We start from the raw sequence: 20,878 nt of genomic DNA, 5'->3' as shown, positions 1-20,878 counted from the left end.
ATAAAGGAAAGCGCATTCGCTTTCCTTTATTATTCGTCGCTATGCTTACCTATCAACCACAATATTTTTATTGACGATATTATCACTGCGGTTCCCCACCATCTGAGCGAACTTTTCGATAGGATCTGTTTTTAGTGCATACAATCTTTTTAATGCCAATGGGTTATCCCCTAAGCGTACTTTGCCTTGTATAGTCGTTACAGCAAGGTGCATTCCTGCTTGTTTTGCTGCGTTCATTGCCGTTTGGTTAAAACCACCAAATGGATAGGCTAAATAACGTTGCTCACGGGTAAATGGTTGTAAAGCATGCATAGAGCGTTGGAAATCTAAGAAAATAGTATGCTCTTTGCGACTAAAAATAACAGGGTTTTTACGAGCATCTAGCTTATGTAAGAAATGCGTGTGTGACTGAATATTAAACACATCTTGGCTACTTTTAATTTCCTGCTTACTCATAAATTGCAAACCATCTGCCGACCACTTTTGCGGCACACTTTTAATACGCGAAGAAATAACGAACAATGTGGCCTGTTGATGGTTATTTTTTAAAATTGGATACGCGTAGCGATAAACCGATTTCAAGCCATCATCAAACGTCAACACCACCGATTTAGCAGGCAAATTAACCGATTTATCTAAATATCCCTCAAGATCAGATAATGACAGTGTTTGGTAACCCGCCTGCTTCAAGTAATCCATTTGGGCGCGAAATGCCTCGACAGAAGTGGTCGTCGATGTATGCTGAAATTTTTTATTCTCACTTTCTTTGAGTAAGTGATGATAAGTGAGAACCGGTATCCCTTTGTCTATCTCAACCTCATCTGATTTGATATACCCTAAGCGGTCACCTAAGCGAATAGTTAACCAAGCTGTTTTTTCACCATTTTTTTCTGTTTTGATCATCCGATCCAACACGGGATAACGCAAATTACCAAATAGCATCGCGATTGGCTGGCTGTTTGCTTTTGCTGAGCGATAGATTAATGTGTTTTGTGTCGTGATCAGATAATTGTAGATAGGGTTATTTAAGTCATTTAACCTATCGTCTTCCGGTTTTAAGCGTGGTTTTAAAGGTGATACTTCTTCTGTGTTCACATAAGCATAATCATTACCAAACTGCATAGGTCGATAATCACCAGCAGGCTCATACATATAGAAACCATGTTCAGAATAAAGCTCGGCGACGGCTTTCATTTCCCCAGCAATAGGCGCAAAAATCGTCTCATTCTGTTTAATCTGCATGAGTGTTGGTGGGGTATCAGCCAATTGCCAATCTTCTGTACTTTGTGGCGGTGTTAGAGCAAATGATTTTGGGATCAATAAAAAAATGAAAATAACAAATAATATCCACGACTGATTACGCATACTCTACCCATAATAACGACCAGAGAAAAAAACCGGCTTATTCTAAACCGACTCAATAGCTATTATCCCTATACTTTACAAAAAATAATTTATCTAAATAAGATGATGACGAGAGATAACACACCCAGTGTATTCTCGTCATTGTCTCAATTCGTATAACGAATAACCAATTTTTAGTGGAGGGGGCGGTAGTGGTGGGTCGTATTCGCTATGTTGATATAGCCCTTTCATTCAGGGCTATACCACAAATTTAATCATATTTAACGATAGAAAATCGCCTTTTCAGCCGCTTTCACATCAAGCGATTGCTGCCAATTCACTAACGTCAAATGGGCAAGTTCCGCGAGTCCGACATAGAAAGGAAAATGAGCATCTGCCTGCATTTTATTAAGATAGTGCACACCCCAAGGCAATATGTGTTGAGCCAACAGTTCATTGAGTTTGGCAGGGTTATTTTCTGCCACCCATGCGACCATCATTAATAATAAGCCAAAGTGATCTTCTGGTTCATTTTGCGTTAAACAAATATCAATCTGGTTATGTTGCATCCACTCGCGTAGTTGCAATGTTGATTCACCAAAAATCACATTCTCTTTATCGAGCCAAACAGATCCCCAAGGTGGTGCTGGTAACGCATATGGGCCTATAAATAGCCGCTGATATGCGTCATCCAATGTTTCATTATCTGTCTGTATTATTGCCATTTTATCGGCGATCGCCTGCTTTTGCTCCTCAGAGCCATACGGCCACTCTTCCGCCCATTGTGGCGTTGATAGCAATGCGATAATGTCTTGGATATCATTCGGTGCATAATAAAAGGCAGCACCGAGTACGCGTGCTGTCAAAGAGATAGAATTTAAAGTTTGTTCACTCATGGTGTATTTTATTCGCTTATTATTCGATACTTAACGGCTGTTTGCCTTGATTTAACCACAAATAGTTTAAAAGGCTTAGCAGTAAATCACTAAGCCTTCTTCTCAGTTTAATTAACCGCCATACCAACGGTCATATGTAGGCCGTAAAAAACACCACGCCCCACGATTTCACCTGCGAGCACGAATAAAAAACCGATCCCCATATTAATCACAGAAGGGTTACGTTTTGCCACTAATGGCATTATCCAACAACCTAACCCCATTGCAATGGCAACGATTTTAATATCCATGAGTATTCCATAATCTGGCACTAGGTCGACCGCTTTTTGTACGGGTGTTTCTATACTTGCCAAATCAAAGCCTTGGGTGATTGCCACACATACACTGACGAGTAATGCAACCACACTCAATGCAGGAATACGGCGAATACATTGCAAATCAAACCCAGCGATACGTAACAACAGTGCAGCTAATATTGGGCCACCAAGGAATGCCGTTAAGACAAAATTTAGGGTGGTATAGCTGTTATTCCAAGTTGGAACAGTATCAATCAGGTAAACGCGAGATGTTGCAACAATAAAGACTGCTGCCATGACCATCACGACTAATAGCCATAATTTGCCGAGTGCCGCTGGCATTTTATTAAGCACCGCCAGAAGCCAGTAAAAACCACCCAAAGCAAAAAACAGCGCCCCACTCGCTACCTCATTACTCAGTGATGATGCCCCTAAGCGATTAAATGAGTTGAAAGCGCGTAACGGTGTTCCCATATGTGTCGTGGATAATAGGAAGCCTATCCCCATCAATAGCCACAAACCAAACATGCTGTAATGCACTTTACGGTTAAGCTCTGTTGACAGTTTTCCACTGAGTATCACCGCTGCCATAAAAATAAAAGCACCCGCCACGCTTTGGCCTATCACCGTGAAAAACATCAATGGCCATTCATGAATTCCCGATCCCATATTATACCTCCTCCGGGTTAGCCAGATGCCCAGTGGTATCTCCGACAGGACGGCTATTGGCATTCAATTTTAAGACAATGTTTGGATGCGTATATTTTGCCGATGGCAATGGCGCGATTTCCGCTAAAGTCCCATATTTTTCACGTAGCTCTTCAATAGGCGCCATATCCAGTGCTCGTAATGGACAAGACTCAACGCAGATAGGTTTTTTACCTTCTGCCACTCGCTCATAACAGCCATCGCATTTTGTCATATGCCCCTTCACTTCATCGAATTGTGGAGCACCGTAAGGGCACGCCATACTACAGTAACGGCAACCGATACACACCTCTTCATCGACAACAACAAAGCCATCTTCACGTTTATGCATCGCGCCACTTGGGCATACTTTAGTACAAGCAGGATCATCACAGTGGTTACAAGATATTGACAGATAATAGACAAAGATATTCTGCCCAAATACACCATCCTGCTCGGTCCAATCTCCTCCTGCATATTCATAGATGCGGCGGAAGTTAACTTCCGGAGATAAGTTTTTAAAGTCTTTGCATGCTAGCTCACAGGTTTTGCAGCCAGTGCAACGACTTGAGTCGATATAAAAACCATATTGCGTTGACATAACTGACATCCTTAAGCTTTAACAACTTCAACAAGATTAGAATGTGATGGGTTCCCTTTCGCCAAAGGCGATGGGCGTTGGGTGGTTAACACGTTAATACTTCCAGCGTGATCCACACGGTTACCATCTGGGTCATACCAAGCCCCCTCACCCAAACCAACGACACCCGGAACAATACGTGGTGTGACTTTCACTTTCACACGTACCTCGCCTCGGTCATTAAAAACGCGGACTAAATCACCATGCTTAAGATCCCGTTTTGCGGCATCTTGTGGGTTGATCCACAACTCTTGTGGGCAGGCGGCTTTCAGAACATCCACGTTGCCATAAGTAGAGTGAGTACGTGATTTATAGTGGAAACCTGTTAACTGTAATGGGTACTTATCCATAAGTGGGTCGCCATATTGCTCAAAACCCGGTGAATAAACAGGTAATGGGTGGATCACATCTCCCTCGTCTAGCTCCCACGTTTTTTGCAATTCAGCTAATTGGGAAGAGTAGATCTCAATTTTACCTGACGGTGTCGTCAGTGGGTTCGCAACGGGGTCTTCACGGAAGTTACGATAGGCAACATGATGGCCTTTCGGATCCCGTTTTTTGAAAATACCTTGTGCGCGGAACTCTTCAAATGTTGGTAATTCAGGCAATGCTTCGCGAGATTGTTCGTATAAATGACGTAACCACTCCTCTTGGGTTCGATTCTCGGTGAACTGCTCACCAACGCCCATACGCTTAGCAATTTCGCTCGTCATTTCATAGATATTGCGGCTTTCAAAACGAGGTTTAATCGCCTGATCAGCAAAAATAACGTAAGACATGTTGCCCGCCGAGGCATCCATACAGAAATCCATCTGCTCCGATGCGGTACAATCAGGCAGCAAGATATCCGCATATTTTGCTGAGGCTGTCATGTGGTTATCAATCACCACAATCATTTCGCATTTAGATTCATCCTGTAAAATTTCATGAGTGCGGTTAATCTCTGAATGCTGATTCACTAAGCAGTTTCCTGCGTAGTTCCACACCATCTTAATCGGCACATCAAGCTTATCTTTACCACGGACGCCATCGCGGGTCGCTGTCATCTCAGTGCCACGTAATATGGCATCGGTCCACATAAACATTGAGATGCTGGTTTTGACTGGATTGGTTAAGGTCGGCATACGAACAAAGGGAATGCTGTACGACCCTTCCCGAGCACCAGTATTGCCACCATTAATCCCGATATTACCGGTTAAAATAGCGAGCATGGCGATCGCGCGAGAGGCTAATTCGCCGTTAGAGCGACGTTGAGGCCCCCAACCTTGAACGATATAAGCAGGCTTCGCCATGCCGATCTCGCGGGCGAGTTTCACGATACGTGCAGCAGGGATACCTGTAATAGGAGCTGCCCATTCAGGCGTTTTTGCTTGTCCATCGGGGCCGTCACCTAAAATATAGGCTTTATAATGTGCATTTTTCGGGGCCCCAGCTGGCATTGTCGTTTCGTCGTAGCCCACACAGTACTTATCAAGAAATGGCTGATCGACTAAGTTTTCTTTGATCATCACATAGGCAAGCGCACTCACTAACGCCGCGTCTGTTCCCGGTCGAATCGGGATCCATTCATCCTCACGTCCAGCGCCTGTATCGGTATAGCGGGGATCGATAATGATCATTTTTGCATTCGATTTTTCGCGAGCTTGTTCAACATAATAGGTTACCCCGCCGCCGCTCATACGCGTCTCACTCGGGTTGTTGCCAAACATCACGACCAATTTGGAATTTTCAATATCAGAAGGACTATTACCATCAGCCCAGCCGCCATAGGTATAGTTCAGCCCTGCGGCAATTTGCGCGGTACTATAGTCACCATAGTGATTTAAATAACCGCCACAGCAATTCATTAAACGAGCAATTAATGTTGCACCCGGTGGCCATGACTTTGTCATCGTGCCACCTAACGTACCTGTACCGTAGTTTAGGTAAATAGATTCGTTACCGTAGTCATTGATTAAGCGCTTCATGTTGTTAGCGATAACATCAAAAGCCTCATCCCAACTAATACGTTTGAATTTTCCTTCACCACGTTTACCAACACGCATCATGGGGTAGCGTAGGCGGTCTGGGTTATACACGCGACGTCGCATTGAGCGTCCACGTAAGCAAGCACGTACTTGATGCAGTTCTTCATATACATCATTACCCGTGTTATCGGTTTCGACGTATTTAATTTCACCATCAACGACGTGCATACGTAATGGGCAACGGCTTCCACAGTTTACAGTACATGCACTCCAAACTACTTTCTCTTCTCCGGTGGGCGTCGCTGTTTTTTGCTCTGCGGCAGCAGAGGCGCTGAAAGGCAGAGAGAACCCTCCAGCCGCTGCTGCCAAACCCGTGATAGTTCCGGCCTTAACAAAGCCACGACGGGTAAGAGGAGCAAAAACGGATGCTTTCTCTTTTATATTTGCCATACATAACTCACTCAATTAATTTGCTTTAAATGTTAAAAAGTAAACTTCCAACAAAACGGAATAAAATATATTTAAGGTGTGTACTGCCAGTAATAGACACGATTAATCACATGGGTGAAAAATAAGATTTTGATAATTTAATGATAACAACCCATCAAATTAAGAGATTGTTTTACATCAATAAACAGACTAATAACTCACGTTATTAACCAAACTAACCTATTGAAAATATAAATAATTTATAACATTACCGATATGTACAGCAGTATATACTGATGAATTTTTATGATAAATTGATAGATGAAATCAGAATTAAATATCGATAGCTTTATTTATCAAATAATATTTTTAGTGAATTATACCTAAAAACAAAACCTCTATATTAAGTTAAAGAATAATTAACAAAAAAAATTAAACTAATAATGTTAATAAAAATGCCGATTATTCATATTTATCATGATAAAATACATAATATAAACTTTATCAATAAACAATAAACTAAAATGATAATTATTAGTATTTATTTGAGTTTTCGATAAACCAACTCTATTTGACTGATGGTACATTGAATGCAAAATTCTAAAAAAAACATTTATTTCAATATATTATGATGTTTTTCGTATGCAGATTAGCTGTTTCAATAAAATAAAAAATTAAATGGCAATATCGAAACAGAACAGTGAATATTCAATAACTCCTCTCCTATCATCGATAATACATTTATTTTTTTAATCTAAATACGTTACTTTTTATATTTAAAATGACGCCTAATATGATATTTTTACGCATATTCTTAGCATGAAATTATTTTTATTTACGAGTATTCCGAATAAAGATAAAGCGCATGTAACAAATAAGCTAAAAAGTAAAAAAACTCATATAAAACACTCAGTTAGTTAAAACATTTAGTGTTGTTAGTTATCTAAAAATGACATGAAAAACAGGATATTGATCTCAATATTTAATTTATATTACCGTCAAATATTGACTCACTAAGTAAATACCGCTATTTGTTGAATTATTGTTAACTAATATTGCGGTGGTGATAAATTGGAAATATCTCAAGATAATGTAAAAAGAACGGATGCAACGCTAGATGCCAATGCAAGATCAAAATGCATTCGAGGAATTGTTGGAGCAGCTTCTGGTAACCTAGTGGAATGGTTTGATTTCTATATCTACGCTGTTTTTGCTGCCTATTTTACTAAAGCGCTTACTCCGCAAAATATGGATCCACTGACGCAATCTATCTATGTCTGGGGGGTGTTTGCTGCAAGTTTCTTTATGCGTCCAATTGGTAGTTGGCTATTTGGTCGGATTGCTGATCGCCATGGTCGAAAGCGTTCGATGGTCGCATCCATTTATTTAATGGGGTTTAGTTCTTTCTTGTTTGCCGCCTTGCCAACTTATGAGCAAGTCGGGATGTTTGCACCATTGTTATTGCTACTCGTGCGCTTGTTGCAAGGCTTATCTGTCGGTGGCGAATATGGTGCCGTCGCAACCTATATGAGTGAACTCGGCCTTAAAGGACAACGGGGCTTTTTTGCTTCATTCCAATATGTCACATTATCCGGAGGGCAGTTATTAGCAAGCTTGCTCAGTGTTATTTTATTAGCGTTTCTCACTGAACAACAGCTACAGGATGGTGCTTGGCGTATTCCTTTTGTCATTGGGGGGATTGCAGCGATAGTCTCATTAATTGCTCGAAAACGCCTTGATGAAACCTTAAGTAATGAAGCATCAGAAGCAAAAGAGTCAGGTTCTTTAATCGCTCTTCTAAAACAGCATTGGAAATCTTTCTTTTTAGTCGTTGGTTATACTGCCGCAGGTTCTCTCTGCTTTTATATTATAACCGTTTACTCAAAGACCTATCTCACAAACATCGGTATTGATAGCAAAGTGGTTGGTTACATTATGACCGTATCACTCTTTGTGTTCATGCTGTCTCAACCTGTGTTCGGCATTATTTCTGATAAAATTGGCCGCCGAGCAGCAATGATTACCTTCACGCTATCCATGCTGCTATTTATCTACCCAGTGATGGTGATTGGCATGCGTTATTTTGCTCAGTCTCCTATCATTATCGCCTTATTACTGATTTTCTTAATGATGCTGTTAAGTTTTTACACTTCTATTAGTGGGCTAGTAAAAGCTGAAATGTTCCCACCTCATTTACGAGCGTTAGGTGTTGGGGTCTCATATGCGATAGGGAATGCTATTTTTGGCGGCTCGGCTCCCTCTGTTGCACTACAATTTAAAGCCAGCGGCGCAGAAAACGCCTTTTTTATCTATGTCATGGTTGTATTGTGTATCTGCTTATTTTGCTGCTTCCAGCTGCCTAAAGAGCCTGAGTATTTAAATGACCGCCATTAATTAACTTATACAATCAAAAGACCCCCAATCATTGGGGGTCGCTTCAAATCCTTGACGTTTTTTACCTAAATCCATTACTGCCCTGGTAATGGCACTAAATCACTTTCAATATAACGTCTGACCAAGGTGGCTAATGCAACCAGTGAATCAACGTGCGTTCTTTCCCAACCATGTGAGCTATCCAGTGCAAAACAAGCCAATGCCACGCGGATATCCCACCCTGCATCGACGGCAGCGGCACTGTCTGAGCGGTAGTGCTTAAAGGTATCTCTCACATGAGGAATATCATACTGTTGGCACAGCTTAAGTAGGTGGCGTGTGATAGCTAAATCAAATGGACCTGTTCTATCACGAAATGCCAATGTTAACGCATCATCCCGCGTTGTTTGATCGGGAGCCGACACCGAGTTATCAATGGCTAACAGTTCTTGTACTTCAGCACCAAAGCCATGCGTTCCCCCAATACCGACTTCCTCTGAAATGGTAAACATGATTTGGCAAGCCACTTCAGGCAGTACTTTATCATCCACCAGCGATTTCAATGCAGCTAATAACACTGCACAGCCCGCTTTATCATCAAGATGGCGAGAGACGATAAAACCATTATCAATAAACTCAGGCTGTGCATCGACTGCAACCATATCCCCTACATTAAAGCCATGTGCTAATAAATCAGCATGGTTATAACAAGGTGCATCAAGGCGGATTTCAAGGTTATCCCAATCGGCAATCTGGGTATCCACTTCAGTATTAAAACGGTGCCCCGATGCTTTTAACGGCAGAATAGTTCCCCGATATTGGTTGTTGTCACAAAATACTGTGACTCTCGCTCCTTCAGCGAAACGTGCGGCCCATGTTCCCGTGTTACGTAGTGCCAATCGCCCATTCGGCTTTAATTGTGTCACCATTGCACCGAGAGTATCTAAGTGTGCCGCTAGTGCCCTTTTGGGCTCACCATTGCCTAACGTAATATGTAGCACACCTCGGCGGGTGTATTGCGGTTGAAAACCTAATTCTGCGAGCCATTGATGAGTCTGCGCTACGGCATTCTCTGTCATACCTACAGGGCTAGGCGTTTGTAATAGCGTCTTTAATACAGATTTAAGATAATCTTGATCAATCATGTCATTACCTGTCTTCACTTAAAAATCGTTCTTGTAAGGTTGCTTGCAAGGCCAGCATGGCTTGTTCCGCATACGCCATATGCGCTTCCATAATCGCTTTCACTCTAGGAGCATCTTTACGGCGCATGGCGTCAATAAGTTGATATTGATAGTCAATCCCTTGTCGACGATCGACAGGTTCAGGCTTTAAGTAGATATCTTTGCAAATCGCCAAATCCTTAAGCAACCGTTGAAGAAAATGACAGATAAACACTAAAAGTACGTTATCAGAGTAGCTCGCAACAACAGCGTGAAAATCCAATTCGGCCATCCGCTGCTGCCAACGTTCGGCTTCATCAACTGGCTCATGATCATAAATCGCTATCGTGTCATACAGTTTTTGAAAACCTTCATTATCCATATTGTCGATAGCGCTAACTGCCACCACAGGCTCTAATAATTTACGTAAGGTATAAATGTCTTTTATCGAAACATCCCGTGTAAACAAATAATTAGACAGTAAACTCATCGCTCGCGCTTCTGTCATAGAATCAATAAATGCACCGCCACCAGGCCCCGTTTTCGTTTTTATCAACCCTTGGACTTCTAGCGATTTTAAAGCTTCTCGAACGGTGCTTTTACTGGCGCTATAACGCTCTATCAGATCTTTCTCTTGTGGCAGTCGATCACCTGGCATTAAATTATCCGCCATGATCGATTCTTTAATCGCATTCACAATTTCATCCGTGCGTTTAATTCGTCCTGTTTCTGTCATCGGCTGTTTCTCTGTGTTCATATTTTTCTTCCGGCCGTCGTCTGTTGTTCTATTTTTCATCTCCACACTCGCCTTTTACTCAAAAGAGAGCCTTGGCGCGCTGGTCAATAAATTCTGGGTATAACTCTGTTCAGGGGCAGCAAATAAACGATGAGTTTCCTGACATTCTAGCAAATCACCTAAATAGAGCACGGCCACTCTGTCAGCAATTGATTCAACGACGGCTAAATCATGACTTATAAATAAGTAAGATAACGAAAATTGTGTTTTTAGCTCTTGTAGCAACAACAACACTTGCGCCTGTACCGAAACGTCCAATGCGCTAACAGGCTCATCGAGAACGAGGATCTGTGCATCGGCTGCCAATGCTCGTGCAATCGCTAAACGCTGAGCTTGCCCACCCGAAAACTCATGTGGATAGCATGCCAGCGCATCCAATGGCATACTTACGGCCTCGAGTAATTCATGTAATCTATGGGTTTGTTCAGATTTATTCATCTGCTTAAGGTACTTTAAAGGTACGGATAAGGTTTCTCCGATCGTTTTACGTGGGTTCAATGATGCAACAGGATCTTGGAAAACATATTGGATAGCTTGACCGAAGGCTCGTGCTCCTTGTTTTTGCCACTGAGAACGGTTTTTTCCCAATATGCGGATCTCCCCTGATGTTTCCTGCTCCAATCCAACTAAAATACGGGCAAGAGTACTTTTCCCCGAACCGCTTTCCCCAACGATCGCCAATGTTTCACCTTCATAAAGATCTATTGAGATGTTTTTTAGGGCTTTAACTTCTCTACTTGTTGGATGAAAAAGGTTAGGTGGGCGACCAAACGTTTTTACCAATTGATTGACTTCAATGACCTTATTCATGACACCTCCTGCACCGCGTCTGGCTTAGCGCTATAAATATCTGCAACATGGGTAAGAAATGCTTTTCCTTCTCCCAGTTTTGGCACACTGGCAATCAAGCGACGCGTATAAGGGTGCTGTGGCTGATGAAGTACCGTTTGTGTTGCGCCCGTTTCTACAATTTGGCCTTGCTGCATCACCGCCACCCGATCACAAATTTGGTTAATCACCGCAAAGTCATGGGTAATAAAAAGTAGCGCAACCCCTCTTTCACGACGTAACTTATTGAGTAATTCTAAAATGCGTGCCTGTACAGTGACATCCAGTGCCGTTGTCGGCTCATCGGCAATAATTAACACCGGATCATTCGCAAGAGCCATGGCAATCCCAACACGTTGGCGTTGCCCTCCAGAAAGTTGATGGGGATAAGCGTGATAACTCTCTTTTGCTGATGGAATACCAACACTCTCAAGTAACTCAATCGCCTTATTCTTCGCTTGTTGATCGGAAAGGGATTGGTGAGCGGTGATCGCCTCTTGTAATTGTGCACCTATCGAAAACTGTGGATGCAGTGTCGTCAACGGATCTTGAAAAATATAAGAGACTCTAGCGCCACGGCGTTGCTGTAGCGCCGATAGAGATAATGACAACATCTCTTCTTCATTAACATAGATCCCACCACCGGTGATCACCGCTGGCGGGGAAGCTAATAGCCCCATAATGGACAGTGCTGTAACACTTTTACCAGAGCCACTTTCCCCTATCAGCCCTAAACACTCACCACGCGCCACTGAAAAACTGATATTTTTAACCGTTGGGCGCAATAGAGGCCCTTGACGAAAACCAACACACAGTGACTTCACTTCTAACACCGCCTTGCTGCCTTCCGTACGTGCTGGAATATCAATACGTGCGGTTTCTGTCACTGGTTGCGAGCGATGCAAAGCCCCTGATTTGAGTCTTGGATCAAGTAAATCGCGAATGCCATCACCTAATAAATTAAAGCTAATGACGATAAGAAAAATCATAATGCCGGGCACTAATGCAACATGGGGCGCCACGAACATCTGTGCTCTACCTTGCCCTAGCATTGATCCTAAGTCGGCATTCGGCGGCTGTGTTCCTAACCCTAAAAACGACAACCCCGCCGTTTCCAAAATCATCCACCCTATCGTGGTTGACATAGTCACGACAATAATAGGCAATACATTCGGTAAAACTTCCGTTAATAGAACTTGAATATGGTTTTTACCTGATAACCTTGCCGCCTGAATAAAATCACGATCGCGCAAGCCTACTGTTAGCCCTCGAATATTACGTGCAAAGAAGGGAATATTAACCAAAGCTATCGCGTATAACGCATTAAGTAAGCCCGGCCCAAGTACAGCGACAATCGCCAATGCCAGTAAAATATAAGGAAAAGCCATTAACATATCGATGCAACGCATCAATAGGGTATCAGTTCGCTGCCCAACATAGCCGGCAATTAAGCCAATTAGCGTACCTAATACGGCTGCAATTAACGTCGCAGAGATCCCCACAAGCAGTGATACCCGTGTTCCCCATAATAACCGTGACAAGATATCACGCCCAAGATGGTCGGTTCCCAACACATGACCCGAAGAAAAAACAGGTAATAATCGATTAATGAGATCCGTATTATCGGGATCAGGCAGTGGCAGCCAAGGTGCTAGTAATGCTGACAACATGATGACCAATAAGATCGCTAGCCCTAATGCAGCTAAACGATTAGTCATTAACAAAGACCAAGCCGATTGGCGATAACGTGGCTGGATAACCGGTGTAGTAATTTGGCTCATGATTTTAACCTCGGATCCAAAAGTGCCTGCATCAAATCAGCAAACAAATTAATAAATACATAGGCTGCTGCTGCAATTAAAACACCGCCCTGCACTAAAAAGAGATCACGTGTCGCAACCGCTTTGACCAACATGGCACCTAGCCCCGGCCACTGGAATACGGTTTCGATATAGACAGCACCGCCTAGAACAAAACCAGCTTGAATCCCAATAACGGGGATCACTGACACGAGCGCCATACGAAAAGCATGACGAAAAATAACTTTGCGTTCGCTAAGTCCTTTTGCTCGAGCTGTACGAATAAAATCTAAGCGCAAGACCTCTAACATCGCAGTACGAGTTAATCGAGCAATGACCCCTGTCGCAACTAAAGAGAGCGTCACTGCTGGCAGAACAAGATGGTGCAATAAGTCGCCGAACCCACCGCCTTGCCAAATCGAATACATCCCTGACGCAGGAAACCATTGCAGTTGTACCGCAAACAGCATGATCATCAATAGGCCGATCCAAAACGATGGCATCGAAATGCCCAGTAACACGGCTAGCGTGATCATTTTGTCACTCCAGCTAAACTGACGGATCGCCGAAATAATGCCTGCCAGCAACCCTAAAACAGAGCTGAGCAACAGCGCACTGCCCCCAAGAATTAAGGTGGCTGAAAAACGTTCTAATACCTCGTCAGTGACAGGACGATTGAGTACGAATGAGCGCCCAAAATCCCCCTGCAATAAATTACTTATCCAGATAAAATATTGTTGATATAGCGGCTTATCTAAACCAAGTTCCTGTTTTACCCGCGCCACATTCTCTGGTGTTGCCCATGGCCCGAGCAGTGCTTGAGCGGGGTCACCAGGGATCAACGCCATGATGAAAAATACGATAAGCGTGAGCCCAATTAAAATGGGTATCGTCGCTAAAATTCGTTTAACACAATATAGCCACATAGGTTCTTCCCCAGTAAATCTTCCCGTCGTAACCGTTGTAATGCCGAGTAAAGGCTCGCTACTTTGTTATGCCGTGAAATTAAGCCAATTGATCCGTTAATCTTTATGAACGTCTTTAAGCAATAAATTAAAATTTGGCTGTAATTTAAAATTACTGATCCGCGCACTGGCGACCGCATTTTGCTTCCAATTTGCCACAAACAGCCATGGCGCATCTTGGTGAACTCTCTTTTGTACCTGCCGATAAAGCCGTGCCCTCTCAGCCATATCGTTTGTTACTCTTGCCTTATCTAATAAGCTATCGAGTTGTTTATTCGCGTAATAGCCAGAATTAAATCCCCCTTTCTCTGGCCATGATCCAGAGTGCAGCGTCAAAAAGGGTAAGGTGTCAGGATCGTTCGTCATCCATGCCATTTCCGCCATATGTGCTTGTTTAAGCCCTGAATTCACCTTTGATAAATAGGTATTCCACTCAAAAGTCTGTATTTCAACTGACAGCCCAACGGCCTTTAGGTCGGCCTGAATCGCTGTCGCCATCGGGATCGGATCCAACATGCCAGATCCTCCCTCTGTGACATAAAAAATAATTTTTTGCCCTTCTGCTCCCGCCGCTTTAATCAATTCACGCGCTTTTTGAGGATCGTAAGGGTAAGCCTCCGTTTCAGGATCAAACGCCCAATCGAAAGCTGAAGGGATTGGCCCCTGTGCAACATCTGCGGAGCCTTGAAGGATATATTTAACGATATTCTGTTTGTTGACTGCGTAATTCACGGCTTGCCTGACACGCACATCGTCAAATGGTGGACGTGATGCATTCAACATGCCATACCAAACATGCGGGCCTGTTGCTTGATACAAGTGAAAACGTTTATCAGAGGCAAACAGTGGTACATTATCCGCGGGCACTTCAACCATCGCATCAATCCCTCCCGACAGCATTTCAGCCACGCGAGTATTAGCGTCAGTTATTGGGCGAAAAACCACATATTGCAGTGACGGTCGCCCTCCCCAGTACTGATCATTGGCTTCCACAACAACACGCTGATTCGCCGTCCACTCGGTAAATTTAAAAGGCCCTGTCCCACTTGGATGGCGACCAAAATTTTTATCGTATTGTTTAACGGCGGTTGGCGAGACAATCAAACCTGCGGGGGTTGCAAGATTGGATAAAAAAGGAGCAAACGGCTCTTTTAACCGGAAGATCACCGTGGCGTTATCGGGCGTTTCAATGTTGTCGATAACAGAAAAGAAAAATGATAAAGGAAAAGGCCCTGTATGATAGTAAGGATGCTCACGATTAAGCATACGTTCGAACGTAAACTTAACCGCTTGTGCATCTAATGGTGATCCATCATGAAAGCGAACCCCTTTGCGTAAATGAAATGTGTAAGTCAGTCCATCCTCACTCACATTCCATGATTCGGCCAGTGCAGGCTCAAGCTTTAATGAACCATCAGAATTGCGCACCAACCCCTCATAAATATTCACCAAGATCCGTGAATCATTGGCAGCCGTCGCCACCTGAGGATCTAATGATTGCGGTTCAGCCACTTGCCCTAATAACAATACATGGCTGTTTTCATCGCCCCATAGCGGAAATGAAAAAGCGAAGAGAAGTGAAACTGTGGCTACCCATCTGCGTAAACACATGCCCATATTTGTTCTCCCTGGTGTGGTGACGATGCTGTGATATGTGTCAATTTTGTTAAAATTATTCTCTTTTTCTTTATTTATGATGATAAATTAACTTTCTCGCAATAATTTATAATGATAAATTTGATCGGTGTCTAATTTATGAGGTGTAAAATGACTTTTTCTATCGTCGCTCGTTGTGCAAAAACGGGGGAAATTGGAGCAATAACCGCAACAGGTGGTCCCGCAGTAGGGGCATTAGTTCTCCATGGAGCAAGTCATCATGGTGCGATTGCCACACAAGCCATGACCAACCCCATGGCGGGTATAACGGGAGTTGAATTCCTTCGAGAGGCTATGCCAGCTAAAACCTGTTTAGATGTTTTGCTTAAAAAAGATGCCGCCCCCACATTAAGGCAATTGATCATTATTGATAAACAAGGCACCAGTGCGCATTGGACTGGACAGGCATGTTTACCTTGGTGTGGTGGCTTATCTGAAACCAATTTAGCGATTGCAGGTAATATGCTCGCAGGAGAGCATGTTTTACACGCGCTATACGATACCTACCATAAATACTCAGAATTAGCGCTAGCAAATAGGCTATTAATGGCAATGAAAGCGGGTGAAAAAGCGGGAGGTGATTATCGAGGAATTCGTTCAGCGGCACTCAAAATATGGCACCGTCGCCAATATGCAGATATTGATATTCGCGCTGATTGGTCACAACAACCTTTATCTGACTTAAACGTTATTCTGCATCAAATATGCTCAAGCGACTACGCCGATTTCTTCGCACAAATTCCCACTGGAAATGAATAGTCAGCCTCACTTAACAGCAATCACGTAATTCAACTTAGGAAATTAATACTCATAATATGAAATTATCTCTAAAATAGCCGTCAAACCTTTGACAGAATGTAACAAAATGAAACATTTTAGGCGACAATTAACTATTTCAAATAGAACAAATTAGTAAACACATTTACTCTTTTTACGTCATAATTCGAAATATAAATAAAATAACCTTCTTAAAATGACGATGTTTTCATAGATTTAAGCTCTCAATTTTCCAAAAAATTACGTGAATACCAATAGTGTAAATCAGCATTTCCAATAAAAATAAACATAACAATAGTTATAAACTATCAAAAATCACTGTTTATTAGGTATAAACATTTTTACACCTACAGCAGACTCGTTATAGTAGCGCCCAAATAGAGGCGATGAGTAGAAAACTAAATAATGGAAGAAAACAAACTCAGTACACTATCGGGTTACTTTTTACGCAAGGCAAGAAAGGAGAAGAAAATCACGGGCAAAGAATTAGCCAAATTAATGGGGATCAGCCAGCAACAAATTTCTCGCTATGAAAACGGGATAACGCCACTCACAATTGATTTACTGTATAAATTTCTATTGATCTTGGAGATTGATGGCGCAAGTTTTATACAAAAAATTTTCCACGAATACGCGAACGGTAGCAATAATAAAGAGCCTGCTCCCGTCACACCACCATCACTCAGCCAATATATCAGACACTTTATTAAAGATAAAAATAGCGCAACACGCGATGAAATACGTTATTCCAATCACAATAGAAAAAATTTAGAGACCTATTCCGTCCAGCTCAAGCCACTCAATGGCGCCAAAATAAAGAGAGTTAATTCTAAAAAGGAATAAATCGCCCTATAATAAATTACACTCCAATAATAGAGGTTTATACTAAATAAGCACTTCTACCTAAGTGAATTAATTGTCATTTCCCACTGGGTTCGCCAAACTTTTAATCCATGATTTTTCTGGCATGATGATAATAAGCACAAACTATGTATGCCAATTGGTTAAAAAATAGATAACTCAAACTGTTGCCTAAATAAAAAACCTGATTTATTGTAAGGATTACTTATTTAGATAACACTTTAACCAGCTTAGTCGTATATTTTACTTTTACCACTATGTGTGACTAAAAAAATAAACAAATTTAGGATTATTATTAGTAACAGTCGTTATTGAAAGGGTTAAACTGGATAAGAATTCGTCTTTGACTATTTTATCAACAGACAAAGAGATAAACATATCTTCATGTTTTTTAATGATAAATCAGAGGTAAAATATATTCCTAATAGGCGTTTCAATAACAAAATATATTTTTTCAACTTTATTTTAAAATAGTGTAAACCTAAAAAGACGCCACGAATTTTCCTGTTACTGAAAAAATTGAGAATTTAGTTCAAAAAAACGACAATATAAAAAACACAAACATTTAGATATTTAATTAAATGTTTTTAAACTAATACGTATTTTATCTATTTAACCTTTCAAGAGTAAAAAGAAGGATAACCACCAACCCTCATAAAATCGGATATTTCATTCCCCTACCCTTATTAACCACACAATATAGCATTGTTTAACACTTGGCTCATTCTAGTATTTTTGCTAATTACTCACTCTACGAAACAAATATCCACCGCATCTAAGTTGATTAAAAAATCACTGTACACATTATCTGACATTTCACTTTATTTTCTGCCCTCTTAAAAAGATTGAATTTTATTAAAATAGCTCGCAAACCCCTTACAGGCTTGATTATTTCTGATTATGAATATTCACATTTCTCTTACTTTTGTTAACAAATATTAACCATAGTTAACAACATCATGAAATATGATAATATGATTATCTTAAATTGTAATTATTTACTATATAAAAACTAAGGTTATTATTGAGGTTATAGATGAAAATCTCGAGAAGAAAACTACTTTTAGGGGTCGGTGCTGCGGGTGTTCTCGCAGGTGGTGCTGCGGTTGTTCCAATGATCCGCAGAGAAGGTCGGTTTGAATCCACCAAATCTCGTGTTCCTGCTGTAGCAGGCACAGAAGGTGCATTACCAAAATCCGCTGATGCCGTTATTATCGGTGCAGGCCTTCAAGGTATTATGACTGCAATTAATCTCACCGAAAGGGGGATGAACGTTGTTATTTGTGAAAAAGGCGTTGTAGGCGGCGAACAATCAGGCCGTGCTTATAGCCAAATTATTAGCTACAAAACTTCCCCAGAAATTTTTCCATTACACCACTATGGAAAAATTTTATGGACTGGCATGAATGAAAAAATCGGTGCTGATACAAGTTACCGCATTCAAGGCCGTGTTGAAGTTCCTTCTAGCGAAAAAGATCTAGAACTCACCAGAGAGTGGATCAAAAAGACAGCAGAAAACCCAGGTTTTGATACACCTTTAAGAACTCGCATGATCGAAGGTGAAGAGCTGGCAAAACGCTTACCTAATGCACAAACTCCATGGAAAATCGGTGGATTTGAAGAAGACGCAGGTAGTCTCGACCCAGAAGTGGTTACACCAACCATGGCTAACTACGCCAAATCAATCGGGATCCGTATCTATACCAACTGTGCAGTAAGGGGCATAGAAACCGCTGGCGGTAAGATTTCCGACGTTGTGACCGAAAAAGGTTCCATCAAAACATCTAACGTAGTGCTGACTGGTGGTATCTGGTCTCGCCTATTTATGGGTAACCTAGGCGTTGATGTTCCTACACTGAACGTTTACCTATCTCAACAGCGTATTACTGGCGTGCCTGGTGCACCGAGAGGAAACGTGCATCTACCAAACGGTATTCACTTCCGTGAACAAGCTGATGGTACTTATGCGGTAGCACCACGTATCTTTACCAGTTCTATCGTTAAAGATAGCTTCCTGCTAGGCCCTCGCTTTTTACACCTACTCGGAGGCGGAGAGCTGCCATTAGAATTCTCAATCGGTAAAGATCTCTTTAACTCCTTCACCATGGCAACCTCATGGAAGCTGGATGAGAAAACGCCATTTGAAGAGTTCCGTACCGCAACTAACACACCAAACAATGAGCACTTGGATGGCGTTCTAGAAAGACTTAGAAATGAATTCCCTGTGTTTAAAGACTCTAAAGTGGTTGAGCGTTGGGGCGGCACTGTTAGCCCAACTGACGATGAGATCCCAATCATTTCGAAAATCGAACAATACCCTGGCCTTGTTATCAACACCGCAACAGGTTGGGGTATGACAGAAAGTCCTGCATCTGGACAGTTGACTGCTGATCTATTGATGGATACTAAGCCTATCATCGATCCACGTCCATACAGACTTTCTCGTTTTAGCGAGTAATATAAAACGCTTTTTACGCGGGATTTGGATGCACTCTTCACTTATGCTAATTAGGTGAAGAGTGATTGGAATGGCGCGTGAATGGTTTGTAGCTTTGCTACTGCGTTTGATATATAGCTCAATAAAATAGCCTCTATGCTAACAAGCAATAGAGGCTATTTTTTTATAAAAATAAAATGACTTCGTTTAGTAATACATCGCTATCAATTTATTATCGACAGATTTAATCTCAATAGGAGTATCAAAGATATCTTCGATGATATCGACCTTCATAATGTCATTAGGCGCCCCATGATAAACTAACTTCCCTGCTCGCATAGCGATAATATGGTCGGAGTAGACAGAGGCAAAATTGATATCGTGGATCACCAAAATAATCGTTTTGCCTAACTCGTCTGCCGCGCGACGCAGCAATTTCATCATAATGACCGCGTGCTTCATATCAAGGTTGTTGAGTGGTTCATCTAACAGCACATATTCAGTGTCTTGACATAAAACCATCGCCACATAGGCTCTTTGCCGTTGACCACCTGATAGCTCATCCAAATAACGATGACGCAAGTTAGATAAATTTAAGAATTCGAGTGACTCATCGATTTTCTTTTTGTCATCAAGGGTTAAACGCCCTTTTGTATAAGGATAGCGACCAAAACCAACTAACTCTTCAACGGTTAATCGACTTGCGAACTGGTTTTCTTGTCGCAACACTGACAAATAAGTCGCTAGCTTATCACTTGGCGTTTTTACAACATCTAGCTCATTAACCTTCACATGCCCAGAATCGGCCATTAATAAGCGCCCAATGATTGATAAAAGCGTCGACTTACCTGCTCCATTAGGCCCAATAATCGATGTAATACCACTATTTTTAATCGTTGTTGTGATGTTATCTAAGACCTTAGTATCCTGATAACTTTTCGATATCTGATTAATTTCAATCATA

17 protein-coding genes are annotated in these 20,878 nt (G+C 41.8%); 5 read left to right on the top strand and 12 right to left on the bottom strand.

From position 1 onward, the window contains the following. Nucleotides 1-45 precede the first annotated feature (45 nt). The 5 genes from PSF11_RS15250 to dmsA all read right to left on the bottom strand — a co-directional run bounded on the left by PSF11_RS15250 (nt 46) and on the right by dmsA (nt 6,280). Complete coding sequence (locus PSF11_RS15250; protein ID WP_072502730.1) at nt 46-1,365, bottom strand: polysaccharide deacetylase family protein; 1,320 nt, start codon at nt 1,363-1,365, stop codon at nt 46-48. 260 nt (nt 1,366-1,625) lie between these two features. After that, nucleotides 1,626-2,240 (bottom strand): Tat proofreading chaperone DmsD, encoded by a 615-nt coding sequence (gene dmsD, locus PSF11_RS15245; protein WP_004917365.1) that lies wholly within the window; start codon nt 2,238-2,240, stop codon nt 1,626-1,628. 107 nt (nt 2,241-2,347) lie between these two features. Beyond that, complete coding sequence (locus tag PSF11_RS15240) at nt 2,348-3,205, bottom strand: DmsC/YnfH family molybdoenzyme membrane anchor subunit (protein ID WP_014657405.1); 858 nt, start codon at nt 3,203-3,205, stop codon at nt 2,348-2,350. 1 nt (nt 3,206) lies between these two features. Beyond that, nucleotides 3,207-3,824: a DMSO/selenate family reductase complex B subunit gene (locus PSF11_RS15235; protein ID WP_072502729.1), complete on the bottom strand. Its 618-nt coding sequence runs from the start codon at nt 3,822-3,824 to the stop codon at nt 3,207-3,209. Nucleotides 3,825-3,835: 11 nt separating this feature from the next. After that, nucleotides 3,836-6,280 carry a dimethylsulfoxide reductase subunit A gene (gene dmsA, locus PSF11_RS15230; RefSeq protein ID WP_036942829.1) on the bottom strand — a complete coding sequence of 815 codons (2,445 nt, stop codon included), beginning with the start codon at nt 6,278-6,280 and terminating at the stop codon, nt 3,836-3,838. 1,050 nt (nt 6,281-7,330) lie between these two features. On the opposite strand from dmsA, the gene PSF11_RS15225 reads away from it, so the two are divergent. After that, entirely contained in the window at nt 7,331-8,653 is a 1,323-nt protein-coding gene (locus PSF11_RS15225; protein ID WP_004917375.1) for an MFS transporter, read from the top strand. 74 nt (nt 8,654-8,727) lie between these two features. Here the strand turns inward: PSF11_RS15225 and PSF11_RS15220 are convergent, their stop codons facing one another. Genes PSF11_RS15220 through PSF11_RS15200 form a run of 5 tightly spaced genes read right to left on the bottom strand, consistent with a single transcriptional unit; the run spans nt 8,728 to nt 14,144 of the window. Continuing rightward, nucleotides 8,728-9,777 (bottom strand): osmoprotectant NAGGN system M42 family peptidase, encoded by a 1,050-nt coding sequence (locus tag PSF11_RS15220; RefSeq protein ID WP_014657402.1) that lies wholly within the window; start codon nt 9,775-9,777, stop codon nt 8,728-8,730. Nucleotides 9,778-9,781: 4 nt separating this feature from the next. Continuing rightward, entirely contained in the window at nt 9,782-10,552 is a 771-nt protein-coding gene (locus tag PSF11_RS15215; protein WP_072503014.1) for a FadR/GntR family transcriptional regulator, read from the bottom strand. A 54-nt stretch (nt 10,553-10,606) separates the two neighbouring features. Continuing rightward, entirely contained in the window at nt 10,607-11,401 is a 795-nt protein-coding gene (locus PSF11_RS15210) for an ABC transporter ATP-binding protein (RefSeq protein WP_004917382.1), read from the bottom strand. Beyond that, the gene (locus PSF11_RS15205) at nt 11,398-13,200 is read right to left on the bottom strand and encodes a dipeptide/oligopeptide/nickel ABC transporter permease/ATP-binding protein (protein WP_072502728.1); all 1,803 of its coding nucleotides are present in this window, start codon (nt 13,198-13,200) and stop codon (nt 11,398-11,400) included. The genes PSF11_RS15210 and PSF11_RS15205 overlap by 4 nt, the downstream gene beginning before the upstream one ends. Then, nucleotides 13,197-14,144 (bottom strand): ABC transporter permease, encoded by a 948-nt coding sequence (locus PSF11_RS15200; RefSeq protein WP_014657400.1) that lies wholly within the window; start codon nt 14,142-14,144, stop codon nt 13,197-13,199. The genes PSF11_RS15205 and PSF11_RS15200 overlap by 4 nt, the downstream gene beginning before the upstream one ends. On the opposite strand from PSF11_RS15200, the gene PSF11_RS15195 reads away from it, so the two are divergent. Next, nucleotides 14,065-14,244 carry a hypothetical protein gene (locus PSF11_RS15195; RefSeq protein ID WP_172955137.1) on the top strand — a complete coding sequence of 60 codons (180 nt, stop codon included), beginning with the start codon at nt 14,065-14,067 and terminating at the stop codon, nt 14,242-14,244. The two genes, PSF11_RS15200 and PSF11_RS15195, sit on opposite strands and share 80 nt — an antisense overlap. Here the strand turns inward: PSF11_RS15195 and PSF11_RS15190 are convergent. Beyond that, nucleotides 14,241-15,800 (bottom strand): ABC transporter substrate-binding protein, encoded by a 1,560-nt coding sequence (locus PSF11_RS15190; RefSeq protein WP_004917390.1) that lies wholly within the window; start codon nt 15,798-15,800, stop codon nt 14,241-14,243. The two genes, PSF11_RS15195 and PSF11_RS15190, sit on opposite strands and share 4 nt — an antisense overlap. Before the next feature lie 150 nt (nt 15,801-15,950). Between PSF11_RS15190 and PSF11_RS15185 the strand changes: the two genes are divergently transcribed. The 3 genes from PSF11_RS15185 (at nt 15,951) to PSF11_RS15175 (ending at nt 19,935) form a co-directional block, all read left to right on the top strand. Next, the gene (locus PSF11_RS15185; RefSeq protein WP_072502727.1) at nt 15,951-16,598 is read left to right on the top strand and encodes a DUF1028 domain-containing protein; all 648 of its coding nucleotides are present in this window, start codon (nt 15,951-15,953) and stop codon (nt 16,596-16,598) included. 423 nt (nt 16,599-17,021) lie between these two features. Beyond that, nucleotides 17,022-17,459, top strand: a complete 438-nt coding sequence (locus PSF11_RS15180) for a helix-turn-helix domain-containing protein (RefSeq protein ID WP_072502726.1) — start codon at nt 17,022-17,024, stop codon at nt 17,457-17,459. Between the two features lie 1,054 nt (nt 17,460-18,513). Next, on the top strand, nt 18,514-19,935 hold the full coding sequence (locus PSF11_RS15175; protein WP_004917397.1) for an NAD(P)/FAD-dependent oxidoreductase: 1,422 nt from the start codon (nt 18,514-18,516) through the stop codon (nt 19,933-19,935). Between the two features lie 186 nt (nt 19,936-20,121). Here PSF11_RS15175 and PSF11_RS15170 read toward each other — a convergent pair whose 3' ends face one another. Then, on the bottom strand, nt 20,122-20,877 hold the full coding sequence (locus tag PSF11_RS15170; protein WP_004917400.1) for an iron ABC transporter ATP-binding protein: 756 nt from the start codon (nt 20,875-20,877) through the stop codon (nt 20,122-20,124). Nucleotide 20,878 lies beyond the last annotated feature (1 nt).

Source organism: Providencia sp. PROV119, from assembly GCF_028482435.1.
Lineage (GTDB): Bacteria > Pseudomonadota > Gammaproteobacteria > Enterobacterales > Enterobacteriaceae > Providencia > Providencia stuartii.
This window is presented reverse-complemented; position numbering and strand designations above follow the sequence as displayed.